Annotated in this window: 16 protein-coding genes; 7 read left to right on the forward strand and 9 right to left on the reverse strand. The window is 64.2% G+C overall.

What is annotated here, in order from left to right; translation table 11 throughout:
• Positions 1-168: 168 nt before the first annotated feature.
• From waaC to rfaD, 3 genes are read right to left on the reverse strand one after another with little or no spacing between them, the layout of a single operon-like run.
• The gene (waaC, locus tag LB569_RS27340; RefSeq protein WP_224694814.1) at positions 169-1,149 is read right to left on the reverse strand and encodes a lipopolysaccharide heptosyltransferase I; all 981 of its coding nucleotides are present in this window, start codon (positions 1,147-1,149) and stop codon (positions 169-171) included.
• Positions 1,146-2,153 (reverse strand): lipopolysaccharide heptosyltransferase II, encoded by a 1,008-nt coding sequence (waaF, locus tag LB569_RS27345; RefSeq protein WP_224694815.1) that lies wholly within the window; start codon positions 2,151-2,153, stop codon positions 1,146-1,148. The genes waaC and waaF overlap by 4 nt, the downstream gene beginning before the upstream one ends.
• Positions 2,126-3,076 (reverse strand): ADP-glyceromanno-heptose 6-epimerase, encoded by a 951-nt coding sequence (rfaD, locus tag LB569_RS27350; RefSeq protein ID WP_224694816.1) that lies wholly within the window; start codon positions 3,074-3,076, stop codon positions 2,126-2,128. The genes waaF and rfaD overlap by 28 nt, the downstream gene beginning before the upstream one ends.
• Positions 3,077-3,507: 431 nt before the next feature.
• Between rfaD and LB569_RS27355 the strand changes: the two genes are divergently transcribed.
• The 4 genes from LB569_RS27355 to gmhB all read left to right on the forward strand — a co-directional run bounded on the left by LB569_RS27355 (position 3,508) and on the right by gmhB (position 6,996).
• Entirely contained in the window at positions 3,508-4,140 is a 633-nt protein-coding gene (locus tag LB569_RS27355; protein WP_140704947.1) for a LysE family translocator, read from the forward strand.
• Between the two features lie 135 nt (positions 4,141-4,275).
• Complete coding sequence (gene rfaE1, locus LB569_RS27360) at positions 4,276-5,769, forward strand: D-glycero-beta-D-manno-heptose-7-phosphate kinase (protein ID WP_224694817.1); 1,494 nt, start codon at positions 4,276-4,278, stop codon at positions 5,767-5,769.
• An 8-nt stretch (positions 5,770-5,777) separates the two neighbouring features.
• Positions 5,778-6,350 (forward strand): SIS domain-containing protein, encoded by a 573-nt coding sequence (locus tag LB569_RS27365; protein WP_224694818.1) that lies wholly within the window; start codon positions 5,778-5,780, stop codon positions 6,348-6,350.
• Positions 6,343-6,996, forward strand: coding sequence for a D-glycero-beta-D-manno-heptose 1,7-bisphosphate 7-phosphatase (gene gmhB, locus LB569_RS27370; protein WP_224694819.1), 654 nt, complete (start codon positions 6,343-6,345; stop codon positions 6,994-6,996). The genes LB569_RS27365 and gmhB overlap by 8 nt, the downstream gene beginning before the upstream one ends.
• 4 nt (positions 6,997-7,000) lie before the next feature.
• Here the strand turns inward: gmhB and LB569_RS27375 are convergent, their stop codons facing one another.
• On the reverse strand, positions 7,001-7,795 hold the full coding sequence (locus LB569_RS27375) for a glycosyltransferase family 2 protein (protein ID WP_224694820.1): 795 nt from the start codon (positions 7,793-7,795) through the stop codon (positions 7,001-7,003).
• A gap of 239 nt (positions 7,796-8,034) precedes the next feature.
• Complete coding sequence (locus LB569_RS27380; protein WP_140704957.1) at positions 8,035-8,514, reverse strand: Lrp/AsnC family transcriptional regulator; 480 nt, start codon at positions 8,512-8,514, stop codon at positions 8,035-8,037.
• A gap of 264 nt (positions 8,515-8,778) precedes the next feature.
• On the opposite strand from LB569_RS27380, the gene trxB reads away from it, so the two are divergent.
• Complete coding sequence (gene trxB, locus LB569_RS27385; protein ID WP_127873462.1) at positions 8,779-9,753, forward strand: thioredoxin-disulfide reductase; 975 nt, start codon at positions 8,779-8,781, stop codon at positions 9,751-9,753.
• Between the two features lie 91 nt (positions 9,754-9,844).
• Positions 9,845-10,741 carry a LysR family transcriptional regulator gene (locus tag LB569_RS27390; protein ID WP_127873461.1) on the forward strand — a complete coding sequence of 299 codons (897 nt, stop codon included), beginning with the start codon at positions 9,845-9,847 and terminating at the stop codon, positions 10,739-10,741.
• Here the strand turns inward: LB569_RS27390 and LB569_RS27395 are convergent.
• From LB569_RS27395 to LB569_RS27405, 3 genes are all read right to left on the reverse strand, one after another.
• On the reverse strand, positions 10,733-11,260 hold the full coding sequence (locus LB569_RS27395) for a methyltransferase family protein (RefSeq protein ID WP_224694821.1): 528 nt from the start codon (positions 11,258-11,260) through the stop codon (positions 10,733-10,735). The genes LB569_RS27390 and LB569_RS27395 overlap by 9 nt on opposite strands.
• A 786-nt stretch (positions 11,261-12,046) precedes the next feature.
• The gene (locus tag LB569_RS27400) at positions 12,047-14,098 is read right to left on the reverse strand and encodes an elongation factor G (protein ID WP_224694822.1); all 2,052 of its coding nucleotides are present in this window, start codon (positions 14,096-14,098) and stop codon (positions 12,047-12,049) included.
• Between the two features lie 191 nt (positions 14,099-14,289).
• Entirely contained in the window at positions 14,290-15,819 is a 1,530-nt protein-coding gene (locus tag LB569_RS27405) for a putative bifunctional diguanylate cyclase/phosphodiesterase (protein ID WP_224694823.1), read from the reverse strand.
• A gap of 232 nt (positions 15,820-16,051) precedes the next feature.
• On the opposite strand from LB569_RS27405, the gene LB569_RS27410 reads away from it, so the two are divergent.
• On the forward strand, positions 16,052-16,447 hold the full coding sequence (locus tag LB569_RS27410; protein WP_224694824.1) for a cupin domain-containing protein: 396 nt from the start codon (positions 16,052-16,054) through the stop codon (positions 16,445-16,447).
• A 76-nt stretch (positions 16,448-16,523) separates the two neighbouring features.
• Here the strand turns inward: LB569_RS27410 and LB569_RS27415 are convergent, their stop codons facing one another.
• Entirely contained in the window at positions 16,524-17,726 is a 1,203-nt protein-coding gene (locus LB569_RS27415) for a pyridoxal phosphate-dependent aminotransferase (RefSeq protein WP_224694825.1), read from the reverse strand.
• Between the last annotated feature and the right edge of the window lie 31 nt (positions 17,727-17,757).

The following is a 17,757-nucleotide window of genomic DNA, read 5'->3' on the forward strand; positions in this document are numbered from 1 at the left end:
CCGGTCCTCCCGGCGGACAAGAAAACTGTCACCCATGCAATCAGTCCATTCTGTTACCTATCTATCCGGTTCGGACATCAGCCCCTTCTCCCCGTCTCTATACGGGGAGAAGATGCCGGCAGGCAGATGAGGGGCAGCGCTGACCTTTCCAATCGTTCGGTCGAAAAGTCAGCCTTTTCCAGCGGTTGTCCGGCTAAGCTCTAAAAGTCGTTCCGCTTCCGCGACTACCTGTTCAGGCATCACATGGTCCCCGGGCGCTGCCAGGAGCGTCGATGCGTACGGCCCGCGCGGCCCGGTCAGACCCGGCTCGGTCGCCAAAAATACCGCCACCGTCGGCAGGCCGAAGCCGCTGGCGAGGTGGGTCAGCCCAGTGTCGGCGCCGATGACCAGCGTCGAGCGGCCCAGAATGGCGGCGATGTCGGCCAGCGGCGATTTGGGCACCACGACCGTGGATGGCACGGCCTTGGCGATCGCTTCGGCCACCGCCTTTTCCCGTTCGTTGGACCAGGTGGTTACCGGTGTCATGCCGCGCTCGACCAGCAGGCGGGCTGTTCCGATCCAGTCCTCGGCAGGCCATTTCTTGTCCTCGCGGCTGGTGCCGTGCAGCAGGAAGGCGATCTTGCCATCGATGGGCGCGACCGCGCCCACCGGCGCGACAATGCCGGAATCGAGCGTCGAAAGATCGGGCCGATAGCCGAGCGCCAGCCCGAACAGCCGGCGCGTTCGTTCGATGGCGTGCAGGTCGCGTGGCACGGCGTAGGTGATGTCGTAGAACAGCGTCGCCGAGGGTTCGCGCGCGCTCGACCGATCGAAACCGGCGATCGGTGCACGCGCCTGGCGTGCCACCAGGGCCGACTTCAGCAGGCCTTGCGCATCGATGACGAGATCGTAGCGGCAGGCGCGCAAGGCACGGCGCAGTTCAGCCGCCTCGTGCCAGGTGTTGGCGTCGAAAAGGGCCTTCCGCCAGCGCCTTATCGCCACCGTGTGGATGGTGCCGATCGCCGGATGCAGCGCGACGATGCCGGCAAACGCCTCCTCCACGCACCAGTCGAAAGCGATATCGGGCCGGGCGCGGGAGGCATCCTCGACGGCCGGAAAGGTGTGGATGACATCGCCCATCGACGAGGTCTTGACGATCAGCACCTTCATGCCGCGGCCGGAACTTCCAGCAGCCGGTCCGCCGCGGCGGCGACCTGGCCGACTTCCATTGTTCTGAGGCAATTGAGGTGGCCGAGCGGACAGATCTTCTGGTGGCAAGGCGAGCAGGACAGGCCGAGCCAGACCAGTTCGCGCCGCTCCGCCAGCGGCGGCGTGTTTTCAGGCGAAGTCGAGCCGTAGACGGCGACGATCGGAGTGCCGACGGCGGCCGCGACATGCATCAGCCCGCTGTCGTTGGAGACCGCGAGCCGCGCCGCGGCGATCAGGTCGATGGCGTCCTCCAGCCGCGTCTGGCCTGCGAGGTCGAAGACACCGGGGGCAAGCGCCGCGATCTCGGCCGTCACGTCGCGGTCGTTCTTCGAGCCGAACAGGGCGACCTTCAAGCCCTTGCCCATGAAGTCGCGGGCAAGTCCGGCATAGTGTTCGCTTGGCCAGCGCTTGGCCGGGCCGAACTCGGCACCGGGCATCAGCGCCACGAATTCCTGCGGCGCCAGTCCGAAACGCTCAAGCAAGCTGGCCTGGTTCTTCGGATCCACGGTCAGCCGGGGCGCGCGGAAGTTGCCGCCCTGGGCGAGGCCGAAATAGGCTTGCGCGGTGCGCCGTTTCACGGCGTCGGGCAAGGGCACGATGTCGGTGAGCAAGCCATAGCGCATTTCACGCAAATTGCCGAAACGGCGCGGAATGCGGGCAAAGAACGGAATCAGCGCCGACTTCCAGCTGCCCGGCAGGACATAGGCCATGTCGTAGCGGCCGCGCAGCAGGCGGCCGAAACGGCGGCGATGGCTGAATTCGAGCGCGCCGGGCTTCAGCGGAAAGTCGATCTGCTGGCGGATTTCAGGCATGCGCTTGACCAGAGGTGCCGCCCAGGCCGGCGCCAGCACATCGATCGCGGCATTGGGATGGAGCTCCCTCAGCGCCGAGAACAGGCACTGCGCCATCACCATATCGCCCACCCAGCGTGGGCCGATCACGAGGATCGTTGGGCTTTCAGCCATTCGACATAGTCTCTGACGCCAGTTTCGACGCTCCGGAATTGACCGTTATAACCGGCCCCGCGCAAGCGGGACATATCGGCCTGGGTAAAACTCTGGTAGCTGCCCTTGAGGTGGTCGGGGAAGGGGATGAACTCGATCTCGCCCTTGCCCAGCGTGTCGATGACCGTTTCGGCGATGGCGCGGAACGGCTGGGCGCGGCCGGTGCCGCAGTTGAAGATGCCGCTCGCGCCACGCTTCCACAGCCACAGATTGACGTCGGCGACATCGCCGACATGGATGAAGTCTCGGCTCTGTTCGCCGGGACCAAAACCGTCATAGGCGCCGAACAGCTTCGGATTTTCACCGCGCTCGACCTGGTTGAACAGGTGGAAGGCGACCGAGGCCATGGCGCCCTTGTGCGCCTCGCGCGGGCCATAGACGTTGAAGTAGCGCAGGCCGGCGACCTGCGAATGATCGCTGTCGAAGACGGTGCGCCTGACATAGTCGTCGAACAGCTTCTTGGAATAGGCATAGACGTTGAGCGGCCGCTCCAGCGCCGGCTCCTCGCGAAACTCGGATCCGCCGCCATAGACTGAGGCCGAGGAGGCGTAGAGGAAGGGCACGCGCAGCGCCTGGCAGGCATGCAGCAGCCGTTTCGAATAGGCGTAATTCACCTCCATCATGAACTTGCCGTTCCACTCGGTGGTGGTCGAGCAGGCGCCCTGGTGGAACACGGCCTCGATGCGGCCGAGCGAGCCAGCCTCCATGAGGCCCAGGAAATCATCCTTGTCGAGATAGTCCGATATTCTGAGATCGGCGAGGTTGGCGATCTTGTGGCCATCGGTTAGGTCGTCGACGACCAGCATGTCGTCATGGCCTTCCGCATTGAGCGCGGCGACGATGTTGGAGCCGATCATGCCGGCGCCGCCCGTGACGATGATCATGAAGGCCTCTGGTTGCGTACGATTCCGGTCCTTATAAGGGAGGCTGGCCGGGCTGTCGACAAAGCAGGATCCGTGATTAAGCCCAAAGCTGCTGTCTAGGGAGTGGCCATAGGCTGCTTGCTGACAATCACATCAGGCCAGCGCCGCCCCTCATCCGCCTGCCGGCACCTTCTCCCGTATAGTGACGGGGAGAAGGGACTGGACGCAACCTCGCCGCCTTCTCTTGCAACGTTGAAAATTGGCGAAATCATCGATGACAGCGTCCCTCTCCCCGTCTCTATACGGGGAGAGGATGCCGGCAGGCAGGTGAGGGGCAGCGCCGACGCCTGAAAAAGGTTAGGATGACGAATTCGAAGATACCCACATCTGTGCTAACGCCAATATGAAGCAAGGCGCAGCCTGTCCGAGACGCAATTATCAAGGGACAAGAAATGCCGTCGACCGAACTGCTGATCGCGTTTTTTGCCACCACGGCGATCTTCGCCTATATCCCGGGCCCGGCGATGCTCTATGCCGCCGCGCAGACGATGGCGCGCGGGCGCTGGTCGGGGCTGACGGCGGCACTCGGCATCCATCTGGGCGGCTATGTGCATGTCTTTGCCGCCGCCGCCGGCCTGTCGGTGCTGTTCCACGCCGTGCCGCCGCTCTACATGGCGGTCAAGCTGGTCGGCGCGCTGTACCTGATCTGGCTGGGGGTCTCGCTGTTTCGCAAGCGCGTGGAGGGCGACGTGGCGTTGCCCGCGATCGAGCGCAAGTCGGCGCGGCGCGCGTTCTTCGAGAGCATCACCGTCGAGGTGCTCAATCCCAAGACCGCGATCTTCTTCATGGCGTTCCTGCCGCAGTTCATCGATGCCTCGGCGGCGTTCCCGGTGTGGCTGCAATTCGTCGTGCTGGGCACCATCGTCAACCTGATGTTCTCCTCGGCCGATGTCGTCTGCGTGTTCCTGGCCGGCCTCGTGATCGGCCGGCTGCGGCGTTCGAGCCGGGCACAGCGGCTGATGCAGCGGGCCGGCGGCGCGGTGCTGGTCGGGCTTGGCGTGCACGTCGCCTTGCAGAAAAGCTGACCTCTCCGGGTTTGCCTCCGCCCCGGCGTTGCGCTGTGCCGAATTGCGGTATATCGGCAGGCATGACCGACCGGCCTCGCAAATCTGGTGTTTCGACCTATCTGAGATCGGCGTTTCCCGCGCGTGGCAGATGACATGATCAAGCACAATCCGCCTTCTCCCGAGCCCCTGCACCGCGCCATCGCGCGCTTTGGCGACGTTGCCGTGCTGGTGGTCGGCGACATCATCCTCGACCGCTTCGTCAATGGCGTCATCGAGCGGATCTCGCCCGAAGCGCCGATCCCGGTGCTGCATGGACGCGGCGAAAGCTCGGCCATGGGTGGCGCCGGCAATGTCGTGGCCAACATCGTCTCGCTTGGCGCGCGCGCCATTCCGGTGTCGGTGATCGGCACGGATCCCGCCGGCGACAGCCTGGTGCGGATGCTGGGCGAGCTTGGCGCCGATACGACGGGTCTTGCGCAGCAGCGCGGCCGCATGACCTCGTCGAAGAGCCGCTTCAGCGCGCTCAACCAGCAGGTGCTGCGTTTCGACGAGGAAGAGATCAAGCCGCTCGGCGCGGCGGAACGGGCGGAGCTGATCCGCCGTTTCCGGGATGCGCTGAAACAGGCGGACATCGTCGTCCTGTCCGACTATGGCAAGGGCATCTTGCTGGACGGCGTCGCCGCCGAGCTGATCGCCATCTGCCGCGAGGCGGGAAAGCCGGTACTGGTCGATCCGAAGGGCCGCGACTATGCGCGCTATGCCGGAGCGACCGCCGTCACGCCCAACCGCAAGGAACTAGGCGAGGCCGTTGGCCGCGCGGTGTTCGGCGATGAGGAGATCGTGGCGGCGGCACGCGAACTGATTTCGGCGCATGGCTTCGAGTTCGTCGTCGCCACACGCAGCGAAAAGGGCATGAGCGTGGTCGGCCCCGACGAGGCAAGCCACATCGCCACCCAGGCGCGCGAGGTGTTCGACGTCTCTGGCGCCGGCGATACGGTGATCGCGACCTTCGCGCTGGCGCTTGCCGCCGGCGCCGATCCTGTCGCCGCCGCCGCCATCGCCAACGCCGCCGGCGGCGTCGTGGTGGGAAAACGCGGCACGGCGCGGCTCAGCGTCGAGGAACTTACCGGCGCGCTGTTTCGCTCGCATGGTCCGACCGCGCACAAGGACGCCATCCTCGACGCCGCCTCGGCCGCGCGCATGGCGGCGGCGTGGAAGGCGGAGGGCCTGAGCGTCGGCTTCACCAATGGCTGCTTCGACATCCTCCATGCCGGCCATGTCAGCCTGCTGCACGCGGCGCGCAGCCAGTGCGACCGGCTGGTGCTCGGGCTCAACAGCGATGCCTCCGTGCGGCGGCTGAAAGGACCGGGCCGCCCCGTCAACGACCAGCATGACCGCGCCTGCGTGCTGGCAGCGCTCGCCTCGGTCGATGCCGTCATTGTCTTCGAGGAGGATACGCCGCTGGCGCTGATCGAGGCGCTTCTGCCCGACATACTGGTCAAGGGCGCCGACTACACGGTCGACACCGTGGTCGGTGCCGATGTGGTGCAAAAGGCCGGCGGGCGCGTCGTGCTGGTCGATCTCGTCGCCGGCAAGAGCACCACCGGCACCATCGGCAAATTGCGCGCCGGTGGCGCCACCAACTGAGGGATCTCATGTCTGAACTGAACGACTATCTGGTCCGCTCGGCGGCCGCCATCACTGCCACGGTCGAGCGCGATCTGACCGGCGAGATGGAGCGGGCGGCGAGCGCCGTGGTGACGGCGCTTACCCAGGGAAAGGCCTTGCTGGTCTGCGGCAATGGCGGCTCGGCCAGCGACGCCATCCATATCGCCACCGAACTGGTCGGCCGCTTCCTCAAGGAGCGCAAGGCCTACAATGTCATCGCGCTGCCCGCCAACGCCGGGATGCTGACCGCCTGGGGCAATGATTACGGCTTCGACACGGTGTTTTCGCGCCAGGTCGAGGCGCATGGCGCGGCCGGCGGCGTGCTTCTGGCGATCTCGACCAGCGGCAATTCGCCGAGCATCCTCGCCGCGGCCGAACAGGCGCGTATGATGGACATGACGGTGATCAGCCTGACCGGCGACACTGGCGGCAAGCTGAAGCCGCTCACCGACATCCTGCTCAACGTCCCCTCGACCTCGACGCCTATCATCCAGCAAGGCCATCTGTGCCTCTATCACTATCTGTGCGAGGTTGTCGAAGCGCGCCTGTCGAATGGCTGACAGGAGCGGAACGCCGCACCCGCTGACCGAACCCGGCCTGTGGGTGGAGCGGATCGGCGACAGGATTTTCCCGGCACGCTCGCCGGCGCTGTTCCTCGACCGCGACGGCACCATCAATGTCGATACCGACTATCCCAGCGATCCGGCCGAAATCGAGCTCAGGCCAGGGATGCTGCCGGCGATCGCCGCCGCCAACCGGTGCGGGATCCCGGTGGTCATCGTCACCAACCAGTCCGGCATCGCGCGCGGCTATTTCGGCTGGGACGTCTTCGCCAAAGTGAACGGCCGCGTGCTCGAACTGCTGCATGGGGAAGGTGTGTTCGTCGACATGGTGCTGGCCTGCGCCTATCACGAGGCCGGTGTCGGGCCGCTCGCCATCGCGGACCACCCGATGCGCAAGCCCAATCCAGGCATGCTGATCGAGGCGGGCAGGCGCCTTGATCTCGATCTCCGGGGTTCCCTGATGGTCGGCGACAAGCTGGCGGATATGCAGGCGGCCCGGCGCGCCGGCCTGGCACGAGGCTGGCTGGTCGACGGCGAGGCGGCCTTCCAGCCTGGCTTCGCCATCAGGCGCCTGCATGACGACCACGATCTCGGCGGCCTCACCGCCGCCATCGAGACGCTCGTTGGGGATCGCGGGGATTGAGGGTCTACAGCTGGTCGTCGCGCCGCGAGGCTTCGTAGAGCTTGGCCTCGGTGGCGAAGGAATAGATCATCACCGACATCGAGTAGACGAAGCCATGCCGGCCGCACAGGAAGTAGCGCTTGGCCAGGTAGAATTTCAGGAAGTTGCCGAGCGGCGACAGCACCAGCCGCACCAGGCCGGGCTTCTTGCCCCTTTCGACCAGCGTGGCAACCTTGAGGCTGGAGTAGGTGTTGGCCCTTGCCAGGTCCTCCTCGACGGTCACTTCGCGGCGATGCAGGATCACACCGTTGTCGATCGTGCGGGTCTCGCCCGGGACCTCGAACGATTCATGCACCCGAAGGCTCAGATCCATGGTGGCCTTATCGCGGCGGAAGAGGCGCATCAGCCGGTTGTGCAACACCCAGCGGTGCGCATAGCCGTAGCCCTTCAGCTTGTCGCGGCGTCTTATGTACCATCCATCCACGGCGTCGTTCCCGGGCCCTATCGCGGCGATGATCGATTGCCGCAGCTCATCGTCGACGGCCTCGTCGGCCTCGATCGCAAGGCACCATAGCTGCGTGGCATGATCGAGCGCGAATTGCCGCTGACGCGGAAAGCCCGGCCAGTCATTGTGAATCAACCTTATCGGATAGCCCTTGGTGATAAATTCCCGGACGATGTCCAGGGTGCCGTCCGTGGAACCAGAATCGACGACGATGATCTCGGCACAGAAGTCGACGCTGTCGAGGCATGGGCCGATCATGCCAGCCTCGTTCATGCAGATGATAAGCGCCGAAATCGGGCTTGCAAATCGAGTCATGGTCCCCTTCCCATGGCGGATCCTCCCGGAATTCATGCTGCTCGCGCCATTTGTTCTCAAGCAATTCCGGGCGGAAAACCGTTACATATTTTTCCTGGAACTGCTTGAGAAGCCAGTCAAGCGCCTGGCCAAGCAGTGAAGTTCGGCAGAGCCTTGTACATCAGCGTCTTTCGAATACCAACGCGGCACCGGTGTGGCGAACCTCTGGAACTCGCCAGCGCACGGGCGTTCGCCCGGCCTCAGGGCCGCTCGAACGAGACCAGCCCTTCATCCTTGACGCGGCGGATGGTGAGCGCGGTGCGGACCGTGTCGACATTCGGCGTCGAGGTCAGTTCCTCGATGACGAAGGTCTGGAAGGCACCGAGGTCGCTGGCCACGCAATGCAACAGGAAGTCGGACTCGCCCGACACCATCCAGGCATCGCGCACGATCGGCCAGCCGCGCGTGCGCTCTGCGAAGATACGCAGTTCGGCATCGGCCTGGTGATGCAGCCCGACCAGGCAAAAGGCGACCACGTCCAGGCCCAGCGCCGGGGCGTTGAGCAGCGCGCGATAGCCGCGAATGATGCCGGCTTCCTCCAGCCGCTTGACCCGGCGCAGGCAGGGCGGGGCCGAAATGCCGACGCGGTTCGACAGCTCGACATTGGTCATGCGCCCGTCCGACTGGAGCTCGCGCAGGATCTTCCAGTCGATGGCGTCGAGGTCGGCCTTGAGTGGCATGAGGGTTCTCGATGATCAGGTTGCGCAAGAATCTTTCGCGATTTTGTAATTAAACGACTTTTGTGTCGATGCCAGCCCTCGTCAACGCGATTCTGGAACGGTAACGAAAGCGGCCGTCGCGCGAATATCCACATGGGGCCGAAGCTTTCCGGGGACGACGGCCCGTTCGTCTTGCTGGCGTGATTGGCAACCCTTACATTAAGCACGACATTCCACGTCTTTTTTCCAAGGCACACCCGTTTGTCTGCCCCGCAGAGGCTCTAAATGACCACCAAGCACGCGCCTGTTCTCATTATCGGTTCCGGCCCGGCCGGCTACACGGCGGCGGTCTATGCCGCGCGCGCCATGCTGAAGCCGATGCTCGTCGCCGGCCTGCAGCAAGGCGGCCAGTTGATGATCACCACCGATGTCGAGAACTATCCCGGCTTCGCCGATCCGATCCAGGGGCCGTGGCTGATGGAGCAGATGCTCAAGCAGGCCGAGCATGTCGGCACCGACATCATCAACGACATCATCACCGAGGTCGATCTCAACGTGCGGCCATTCCGTGCCAAGGGCGATTCCGGCACGACCTACACGGCCGATGCACTGATCATCGCCACCGGCGCGCAAGCCAAGTGGCTGGGCATTCCGACCGAGCAGGACTTCATGGGCTTCGGCGTTTCGGCCTGCGCCACCTGCGACGGCTTCTTCTATCGCGGCAAGGATGTCGCGGTGGTCGGCGGCGGCAATTCGGCGGTGGAAGAGGCGCTCTATCTGTCCAACCTCGCCAAGAGTGTCACCGTCATCCACAGGCGCTCGGACTTCCGTGCCGAGCGCATCCTACGTGAGCGCCTGTTGAAGAAGGACAATGTCCGCGTCATCTGGGACACGATCGTCGACGAGATCACCGGGCGGCCGGGCAAGGCACCGCTGCCGCCTTCGGTCGAAGGGCTGAAGCTCAGGCATGCCGTGACCGGTGCCGAGAGCCACCTCAAGATCGACGGCGTCTTCGTGGCCATCGGCCATGCGCCCGCGGTCGAGTTGTTCGCCGGCAAGCTGAAGCAGAAGCCGAACGGCTATCTGTGGACGGCGCCGGACTCGACGCGTACCGACGTGCCTGGCGTGTTCGCCGCCGGCGACGTGACGGACGATATCTACCGCCAGGCGGTGACGGCGGCCGGGCTCGGCTGCATGGCCGCGCTCGAAGCGGAAAAGTATCTGGCCGGCATCGAGGTGCATCGCGAAGCAGCGGAATAGGGGCCGCTGCAAACTGTTAAAAAAACGGCTTAGAAACGCCGTGTAAAAGCCTGATTTTTCATTCAAACGCCAACCGGAACGAGGGGAAGTCATGGCGTTGGACTGGGATAAGCTACGCGTGTTTCACGCTGCGGCGGAAGCGGGGTCGTTTACGCATGCGGCCGAGACGCTGCATCTGTCGCAATCGGCGATATCGAGGCAGGTCAGCGCGCTCGAACATGATGTCGGCGTGCCGCTGTTCAACCGCCATGCACGCGGCCTGGTGCTGACCGAACAGGGCGAGATGCTGTTCCGCACGGCGCATGACGTGCTGATGAAGCTGGAAACCATCAAGTCGCGGTTGACCGAGACCAAGGACCGGCCGTCCGGCGTGCTCAGGGTGACGACGACCGTTGGCCTTGGCGCCGGCTGGCTGACCGAGCGGGTGCAGGAGTTCATCGAGCTCTACCCCGAAATCAGCCTGCAGCTGATCCTCGCCAATGAGGAGCTCGACCTCACCATGCGCCAGGCCGATTGCGCCATCCGGCTGCGCCAGCCGCAACAGCCGGACCTGATCCAGCGCCGTCTGTTCACCGTGCATTTCCATCTCTACGCCGCCCCATCCTACGTCGCCAAATATGGCAAGCCGGGCTCGATCGCAGAGTTGAGAAGCCATCGCATCGTCACCTTTGGCCTGCCTGTGCCGTCGCATCTGTCGGAGTTGAACTGGCTGGAGACGGTCGGTGATTTCGAGAGCGGCCGGCGCGTGCCGACACTGCAGATCAACGACATCCTGTCGATCAAGCGCGCCGTGCAGGGTGGCGCCGGCATCGCCATGCTGCCGGATTATGTGATCAGCAAGGATTCCGGCCTGGTGCAGCTTTTGCCGGAGACAGAGGTGCCGTCCTTCGACACCTATTTCGCCTATCCCGACGCGATGAAGAACCAGGCCAAGCTGCACGTGTTCCGCGACTTCATCATCGCCAAGGCCAGAAGCTGGTCATTCTGATCCAAGGTCAGTTCCGCGAACCTGTCCTTTCCAGGGCGTCAGCCGCGGCAGCCAGCCCGGTACGTTGCGGCGGTAGGCATCGTACTCGGCACCGTAGCGGCCGGCGAGCGTCGGCTCCTCGTAGAGCTTGACGAAGGTGGCCATGGCGATTGCCGCGACGACGCCATAGGCGGCAAGCGTCCAGCTCGAAAACATCAGCACCTGGCCGAGAATGATCGCCAGTACGGCGACATACATCGGATTGCGAACATGGCGATAGATGCCGCCGACCACCAGTTTCTCGGTCGGCGCGACCGGGGCGGGCGTGCCGAGGCCTTCCAGCGCGAAGCGGCCGAAGGCGTGCAGCAATGCCGCCACTCCGACCGCGGTCAGGACCCAGCCCAGCGGCACCATGCCCGGCAGGCTCGACCGTGGCAGCCTCCAGCGGTCGCTCAGCAGCCACGGCGCCAGCCCTGCGACGACGCAAGGCGCGGCGATGAAAAAGGCGGCACTACCGGCGATCGCCGAAAGGGTCCGCATATTTTGCCTCCGCGGTTTTGGGCGACATGCCTCAGGAATAAACGCCTGCTGCCCGTTCGCACGTCACTATGCATTTTTGCGATTTTGGAACGAAAGCCGAGCGTGATTGACGATTGGGTCACGGCAATCGCTTCATCGGGCGCCCATTTTCGCCGATTCTGCTGGTCCTACTGGCTCTCGGAATGGGTTAGACCACAGCCTGCATCTTTTTGCATGCGTGTGTTGCAAAATAGATGCTTGTTTCTTGGGCATGATGAGCAGATATGTAGATCATCTCCTGGGCGCGTTCTCCTCCCATTAGCGCCCTCGAGTGTTCCCCTCTGGAGGTTAGCCTTAACAGGCACTTCCAATCAAACTCAGCCGGATCTTCGTTGATCCGGCTTTTTTGTTGCCCGCACCCTGGCTTTGTTGCCCGCATCCTGCAGTGCAGATGAAAATTTCACCGGAATTGCCGCGTAACAGTGTCATGTAACCTCTGGTAACATGACAAGCACGCCCTTCATCTGCTAAGTGAAGGATAGGACGCGGTGTGGTTCGGACGGGAGATGGGGGCATCACTCGTACGGCCCGGGCTCAGGCGGCTACCGCGTCCGAACCTTTTCCCGCCGGAGTTAGGCGACTTACACGCGGCGGACCTGCCGTTTCTCCTCCCAAGAAAACGGTCCGCGAACAAAACGGCGTCCGGCCCCCCGGGCGTCGTTTTTGGTTTTGCCCCCTCGATCATTCGAGGGGGCTTCATGCGCATCGGCCAGAGAAACGGGCGGCCAGAGAAACGGGCGGCCAAAATCAGGCCGCCTTGCCGTTGGCGTTCATCGCCTCGTCGGCGAGACGGCCGGTGAGTTCGGCCATATGGTCGAAAGCGGCGCGGTAGCTGGCGACGCCCGAGGTGGCCGAGCGCAGCTCGATGATCAGATCACCGATCTCGGCCTGCGGCATGGTCGCCTCGACGACATCCCAACCCGGCCAGTCGGGCCGCGCGTCATAACCCAGGATCTGGCCGCGCCGCTGCGGGATCAGGGCGATGATCTTCGATGTCGCGTCCGAAGGCGTGACGATCTCGACCTTCATCACCGGCTCCAGGAGCACCGGCGAGCAGGCGGCCATGCCTTCCTTCATGGCGAGCTTGGCCGCCATCTGGAAGGCCATGTCGGAGGAATCGACCGCATGGTAGGACCCATCCGACAGGTTGACCGCGACGTCGACCACGGGAAAGCCGAGCGGGCCCGACTTGAGGTAGTCGCGAATGCCGGTCTCGACCGACTGGATATAGGTCTTGGGCACGACGCCGCCGGTGATGGTGTCGGTGAACTGGAAGCCGGAGCCGCGCGGCAGCGGCTTGATCTCGATCACCACATCGCCGAACTGGCCGTGGCCGCCGGACTGCTTCTTGTGGCGGCCGCGCTGCTGCACCGATTTGCGGATCGTCTCGCGATAGGGCACGGCCGGCGCATGGCCTTCGACCGGGATCTGGTTCTTGCCCTCCAGCCGCTCGCGCACCACGCGCAGATGCATCTCTCCGTGGCCCGAAAGCACGGTCTCGGCCGAGTCCTGGTTGTGGCGCAGGCTGAGCGAGGGATCTTCCTCGGCCAGGCGCTGGATGGCGGCCGACATCTTGACCTCGTCCTTGCGCTCCTTGGGGCGCAGCGCGAAGGCAAAGACCGGCTGCGGCGGCTCGAAGTTGAACAGCGGCTTGATGCCGCCCTTGGCCGAACTCAGCGTCTGGCCTGTCTTGACCTCGTCCAGCTTGCCGAGCGCCACGGTGTCGCCGACCCTGGCGGATGTCAGTTTGACCTGGTCCTTGCCCAGCATCTTGTAGATACCGGAAACCTTGGCGGTGTCGCCGCCGGGCAGCCACAGTTCCGAGCCGTCGGCAAGCTGGCCGGACAGGATGCGCGACACCGACAGCTTGCCGCCATGCGGCGTGTGGATGGTCTTCATCACCTGGACCACCGTCGCGTTGCCGTCCGGGGCACCGAGCCGCTTGCGGGTCGCCTCGATGTCGGGCGCATCGTGGCGGATCGTCTTCAAGAGGCGCAGCACACCATTGCCCTTCTCGGCGGTGCCGATCAGCACCGGCGTCACCGCGCCGTCGCGCAGATCGGCGGCGAGGTCGTCGAAGACCGCGTCCTTGGGCGGCTCGATCTCCTCGAGCAACTGCTCCATCAACTGGTCGTCATGGTCGGCCAACGTCTCCAGCATCGAGAAGCGCGCCTCCAGCTCGCGCGCCTTGTCGTCGCCGGGTATCTCGGCCACCTCGCTCTCGGCATATTCGCGGTAGATGTAGGCGCGCTCCAGCGCCAGATCGATCGAGCCGATGACGACGCCGTCCTTGCGCAGCGGAATCTGGCGCAGAAGCAGCGGCGCCGAACTCGTCGGCTGCAGCATCTTCAGCGTGTCGCGCACGCCCGCGATCGCCTTGTCGACCTTGTTGAGGAACAGGATGCGCGGCACGCCGAGATCGTCGAGCTTGCGCATGATGAGCTGCAAGGCGGGGATTTTCTTTTCGTCGGCCTCGGCCACGACCACCGCGACATCGCAGGCGGCCAGCACCGGTTCGGCCTCGAAGGAGAATTCGATCGATCCGGGGCAGTCGATGAAGGTGAACTGCTCGCCCATGAATTCGGTGGTGGCGATCGACGCCTCGACGCTCATGGCATGGGCGCGCGCCTCGGGCGAATGGTCTGAAACGGTGTTGCCCGAGGAAACCGGGTTCTGGCGGGGAATGGCGCCCGTACGGGCCAATATGGCTTCGAGAAGTGTCGTCTTACCGCTTGCGAAGGGACCGACTATGGCAATGCATTTCGGTCCCGTGCGTCGTCCTCCGGCGCGATTACCCATGACTGACCTCCACTCAGGCGTTTTCCTGGGGACCGACTGGCATTCATGGTTCAGGCCAAGGTCAATCGGTCCTGAGCGGCGGCCGGCCTGTTCGACCGTCGCGAGCGGCCTGTTTCGGCCTGCCCGCGATTATCGTCCCACTTGTTTGCCGGGAGGGCAAGGAAAATAGGAAGCCGGTGCGGATGGCCGGCTCAGGCGCTGAGCGCCAGCGGTTCGGCCGAGCGTCCGTCAGGCAGCGCGAGCTTGTCGCGTAGCGCCGGCCTGCCAAAGAAATAACCCTGGAAACGGTTGCAGCCGGCGGCCTTGGCGAGAGCGAATTCTTCCGCGGTCTCGACGCCTTCCGCCACGATGGTGACCTGCTGGATGCGCGCGATCTGCGCCAGCGCCGAGACGAAGATCTGCGCCACCTGGTCATGGGCGAGGGAACGGATGTAGGAGCGATCGATCTTGATGATATCGACGGGCAAGGTCTTGAGATAGTTGAAGCCGCAATGGCCGGTGCCGAAATCGTCGAGGGCGATGTGAAAGCCGAGGCCGCGCAATGCCTCGAGGCGGCGCAGGATCTCCGATGTGGCGGCGGTCGCCACCGTCTCGGTGATCTCGATGATGAACTGTGACGCCGACCGGCCGGTTTCCTTCAGCACGCGGGCGCACATGGTGACGATCTCGTCGCGCTTGAGCTGCTCGCCGGAGACGTTGATGGAGATGCGGCGGCCGGGGAACTGGCCGATGTCGGCGCAGGCCCGCTTGAACACCCATTCGCCGAGCATGTCGATCAGCGTCGAGCGTTCGGCGATGGCGATGAACTCGGCCGGCGCGATCAGCCCGCGCACCGGGTGACGCCAGCGGATGAGCCCTTCGAGCGCCTGGGTGGACCCGTCCGGGTTGACGATCGGCTGGTAATGCAGTTCGAGTTCGCCGAGATAGACCGCGGCGCGCAATTCCCGTTCGACCAGGCGCCGGTAGCGCTTGTCGGACAGCATCTCCTCGTCGAAGACGGTGACGCGGCCACGGCCGGCCGCCTTGCTTTCATAGAGCGCCAGATCGGCAACCAGCATCAGTTCCGTCGTGTTCGAGGCATGGGCTGGCGCCAGGGCCACGCCAACCGAAATGGAGAGCGGAATGGTCTTGCCTTCATGCGATTTGCCGGCGCGCATGGCATCCAGCAATTGCCTGACATCCTTGTTGATGGCGGCGAGGTCGCCATGCGGAATGATGACGCCGAATTCGTCGCCGCCGAGGCGTCCGACCATGGCACCGGCAAAGATGCGCTCCGAGGTCTTGACCAGATGCATCAGGGTGAGGTCGCCGAACTGGTGACCGAACGTGTCGTTCAACTGCTTGAAATGGTCGAGGTCGATCAAGAGCAAGGTCGCCTCGCGCCTGTCGCGCATGGTGCCCAGGCTGTCGCGCAGCGCTTCGAGGAAATAGCGTCTCGTCATCGCGCCGGTCATCGCGTCCCTGGTGAGGAAATGATGTTTCTCGGCCTCGGCGGCGGCGGCCGACTGGAGCCGATGGACGACGCTGCTGCGCATATACATTAGTGCCAGCAAGGCCAGGCTCGTGGCCAGTATCGAGATGGCGAAGGCACTGCCGGCCGGTAGGTCTTGCAAGATGTCGAAAGCGCCAAGTGCCGCTACGGCGATGCTGATCACAAGCAGCGACTGGATACCGCGGTAGATCCGGCCGCTATGGTCCTTGATCGTCGCCAGTATGCTCATCGGCCAGCCCCCGCAATGCAGGCTCACGGCTAGTGGGCAGCCGTTAAGAAGACATTGAATTCGCCGGCATTTCGCTCGGCGATCCCAAGCGGGCAAGGTTCATGGTTAAGAGAAAATCAGGCCTCCGTCCAATCCCGCCACACGGCCGATTGCATCAGGGCCAATTCGGGCCGAGAATGCGTTTCACTTCGAAAGGGGCCGATGTTTCGCCGGCTTCCACCAGGGACAGACCATGAAAATAATTGCTTGCGGCAGCGTGCCGACCGTCATCGCGCCGGACAAATACTTCAGCGGTCGGGTTCTGCAGACGCCGATCATCGAGACCGAGGCGCCGGCGCGGCTCAGGGCCACGCTGGTCAGTTTCGAACCCGGCGCGCGCACCCACTGGCACACGCATCCGCTTGGCCAGACGCTTTATGTCACCGCGGGCGCCGGCCTGGCCCAGACGTGGGACGGGCCAATCCGGGAGATCAGGGCCGGTGACGTCATCTCCTTCGCGCCCGGCGAGAAGCATTGGCATGGCGCGGCGCTGAAATCGGCGATGACGCACATCGCCATGCAGGAGGCGCTCGACGGCATCCATGCCGACTGGCTGGAAGCGGTGACGCCGGCGCAATATGGCGGCTGAGTGCTGAGCCTGGATTGACGAAACCCGGCGGTGACGCCTGAGCGTTGACGCCGGGTTTTGTTTTGGACTTACCAGATCAGGTCAGCGACGCCGTGAAGCGCTGGATGCGGGTGCAGGCTTCCTCAAGCAACGCGTCCGACGTGGCGTAGGAAATGCGGAAGTTGGGGCCGAGGCCGAAGGCCGAGCCGAACACCACCGCGACGCCCTCGGCCTCGAGCAGTTCCGAGCAGAAGGCCTCGTCGGTGTCGATCACCTTGCCGGACTTGGTCTTCTTGCCGATGAGCTGGCCGCAGGACGGATAGACATAGAAGGCGCCTTCGGGCGACGGGCAAGAGATGCCGCGCGCCTGGTTGAGCATCGAGACGACGAGGTCGCGCCTGCCTTGAAATATCGCCTTGTTCCTGGCGATGAAGTCCTGCGGGCCATTCAACGCCTCGACCGAGGCCCATTGCGCGATGGTGCAGGCGCCCGAGGTCTGCTGGCCCTGGATCATGTCCATCGCCTTGATCAGCTGGACCGGACCGGCCGCGTAGCCGATGCGCCAGCCGGTCATGGCATAGGCTTTCGAGACGCCGTTCATGGTCAGCGTGCGCTCGTAGAGCTTCGGCTCGACCTCGGCGATGGTCTTGAAGACGAAGTCGCCATAGGTCAGGTGCTCGTACATGTCGTCGGTCAGCGTCCAGACATGCGGATGCTTCAAGAGGACGTCGGCGAGCGCCCGCAGCTCGGCCTCCGTATAGGCGGCACCCGACGGGTTCGATGGCGAGTTCATCAGCAGCCATTTGGTCTTCGGCGTGATCGCCTTCTCCAGCACCGCTGGGGTCAGCTTGAAGCCATTGTCGATCGAGGTGTCGGCAAACACCGAAGTGCCGCCGCAGATCGCCACCATTTCGGGGTAGCTGACCCAGTAAGGGCGGGGGATGACGACCTCGTCGCCGGGGTTCAACGTCGCCATGAAGGCGTTGAACAGGATCTGCTTGCCGCCGGTGCCGACGATGGTCTGCTCGGGCTTGTAGTCGAGATTGTTCTCGCGCTTGAACTTCCTGGCGATCGCCTCGCGCAGCGGGACGATGCCCGAAACCGGCGGGTACTTGGTTTCGCCACGGCGGATGGCCTCGATCGCCGCGTTCTTGATGTTGTCGGGCGTATCGAAGTCCGGCTCGCCGGCGCCAAGGCCAATGATGTCCCGGCCGGCATTTTTCAGCTCGCGGGCTTTCTGCGTCACCGCGATGGTGGCGGAAGGCTTAACGCGGGAAAGGGTGTCGGCAAGAAAGGCCATGACCTTTTGTCTCTCCAAAGGATCGGCGCGG

This window comes from Mesorhizobium sp. BH1-1-4 (genome assembly GCF_020165665.1).
GTDB lineage: Bacteria > Pseudomonadota > Alphaproteobacteria > Rhizobiales > Rhizobiaceae > Mesorhizobium.

Bases quoted from the DNA above. Each gene is read 5' to 3' on its own strand.
- LB569_RS27400 (WP_224694822.1), bottom strand. From the start codon at position 14,098: ATGGGTAATCGCGCCGGAGGACGACGCACGGGACCGAAATGCATTGCC.
- LB569_RS27410 (WP_224694824.1), top strand. From the start codon at position 16,052: ATGAAAATAATTGCTTGCGGCAGCGTGCCGACCGTCATCGCGCCGGAC.
- trxB (WP_127873462.1), top strand. From the start codon at position 8,779: ATGACCACCAAGCACGCGCCTGTTCTCATTATCGGTTCCGGCCCGGCC.
- rfaE1 (WP_224694817.1), top strand. From the start codon at position 4,276: ATGATCAAGCACAATCCGCCTTCTCCCGAGCCCCTGCACCGCGCCATC.
- gmhB (WP_224694819.1), top strand. From the start codon at position 6,343: ATGGCTGACAGGAGCGGAACGCCGCACCCGCTGACCGAACCCGGCCTG.
- LB569_RS27390 (WP_127873461.1), top strand. From the start codon at position 9,845: ATGGCGTTGGACTGGGATAAGCTACGCGTGTTTCACGCTGCGGCGGAA.
- waaF (WP_224694815.1), bottom strand. From the start codon at position 2,153: ATGGCTGAAAGCCCAACGATCCTCGTGATCGGCCCACGCTGGGTGGGC.
- waaC (WP_224694814.1), bottom strand. From the start codon at position 1,149: ATGAAGGTGCTGATCGTCAAGACCTCGTCGATGGGCGATGTCATCCAC.
- LB569_RS27415 (WP_224694825.1), bottom strand. From the start codon at position 17,726: ATGGCCTTTCTTGCCGACACCCTTTCCCGCGTTAAGCCTTCCGCCACC.
- LB569_RS27355 (WP_140704947.1), top strand. From the start codon at position 3,508: ATGCCGTCGACCGAACTGCTGATCGCGTTTTTTGCCACCACGGCGATC.
- LB569_RS27380 (WP_140704957.1), bottom strand. From the start codon at position 8,514: ATGCCACTCAAGGCCGACCTCGACGCCATCGACTGGAAGATCCTGCGC.
- rfaD (WP_224694816.1), bottom strand. From the start codon at position 3,076: ATGATCATCGTCACGGGCGGCGCCGGCATGATCGGCTCCAACATCGTC.
- LB569_RS27365 (WP_224694818.1), top strand. From the start codon at position 5,778: ATGTCTGAACTGAACGACTATCTGGTCCGCTCGGCGGCCGCCATCACT.
- LB569_RS27395 (WP_224694821.1), bottom strand. From the start codon at position 11,260: ATGCGGACCCTTTCGGCGATCGCCGGTAGTGCCGCCTTTTTCATCGCC.
- LB569_RS27405 (WP_224694823.1), bottom strand. From the start codon at position 15,819: ATGAGCATACTGGCGACGATCAAGGACCATAGCGGCCGGATCTACCGC.
- LB569_RS27375 (WP_224694820.1), bottom strand. From the start codon at position 7,795: ATGACTCGATTTGCAAGCCCGATTTCGGCGCTTATCATCTGCATGAAC.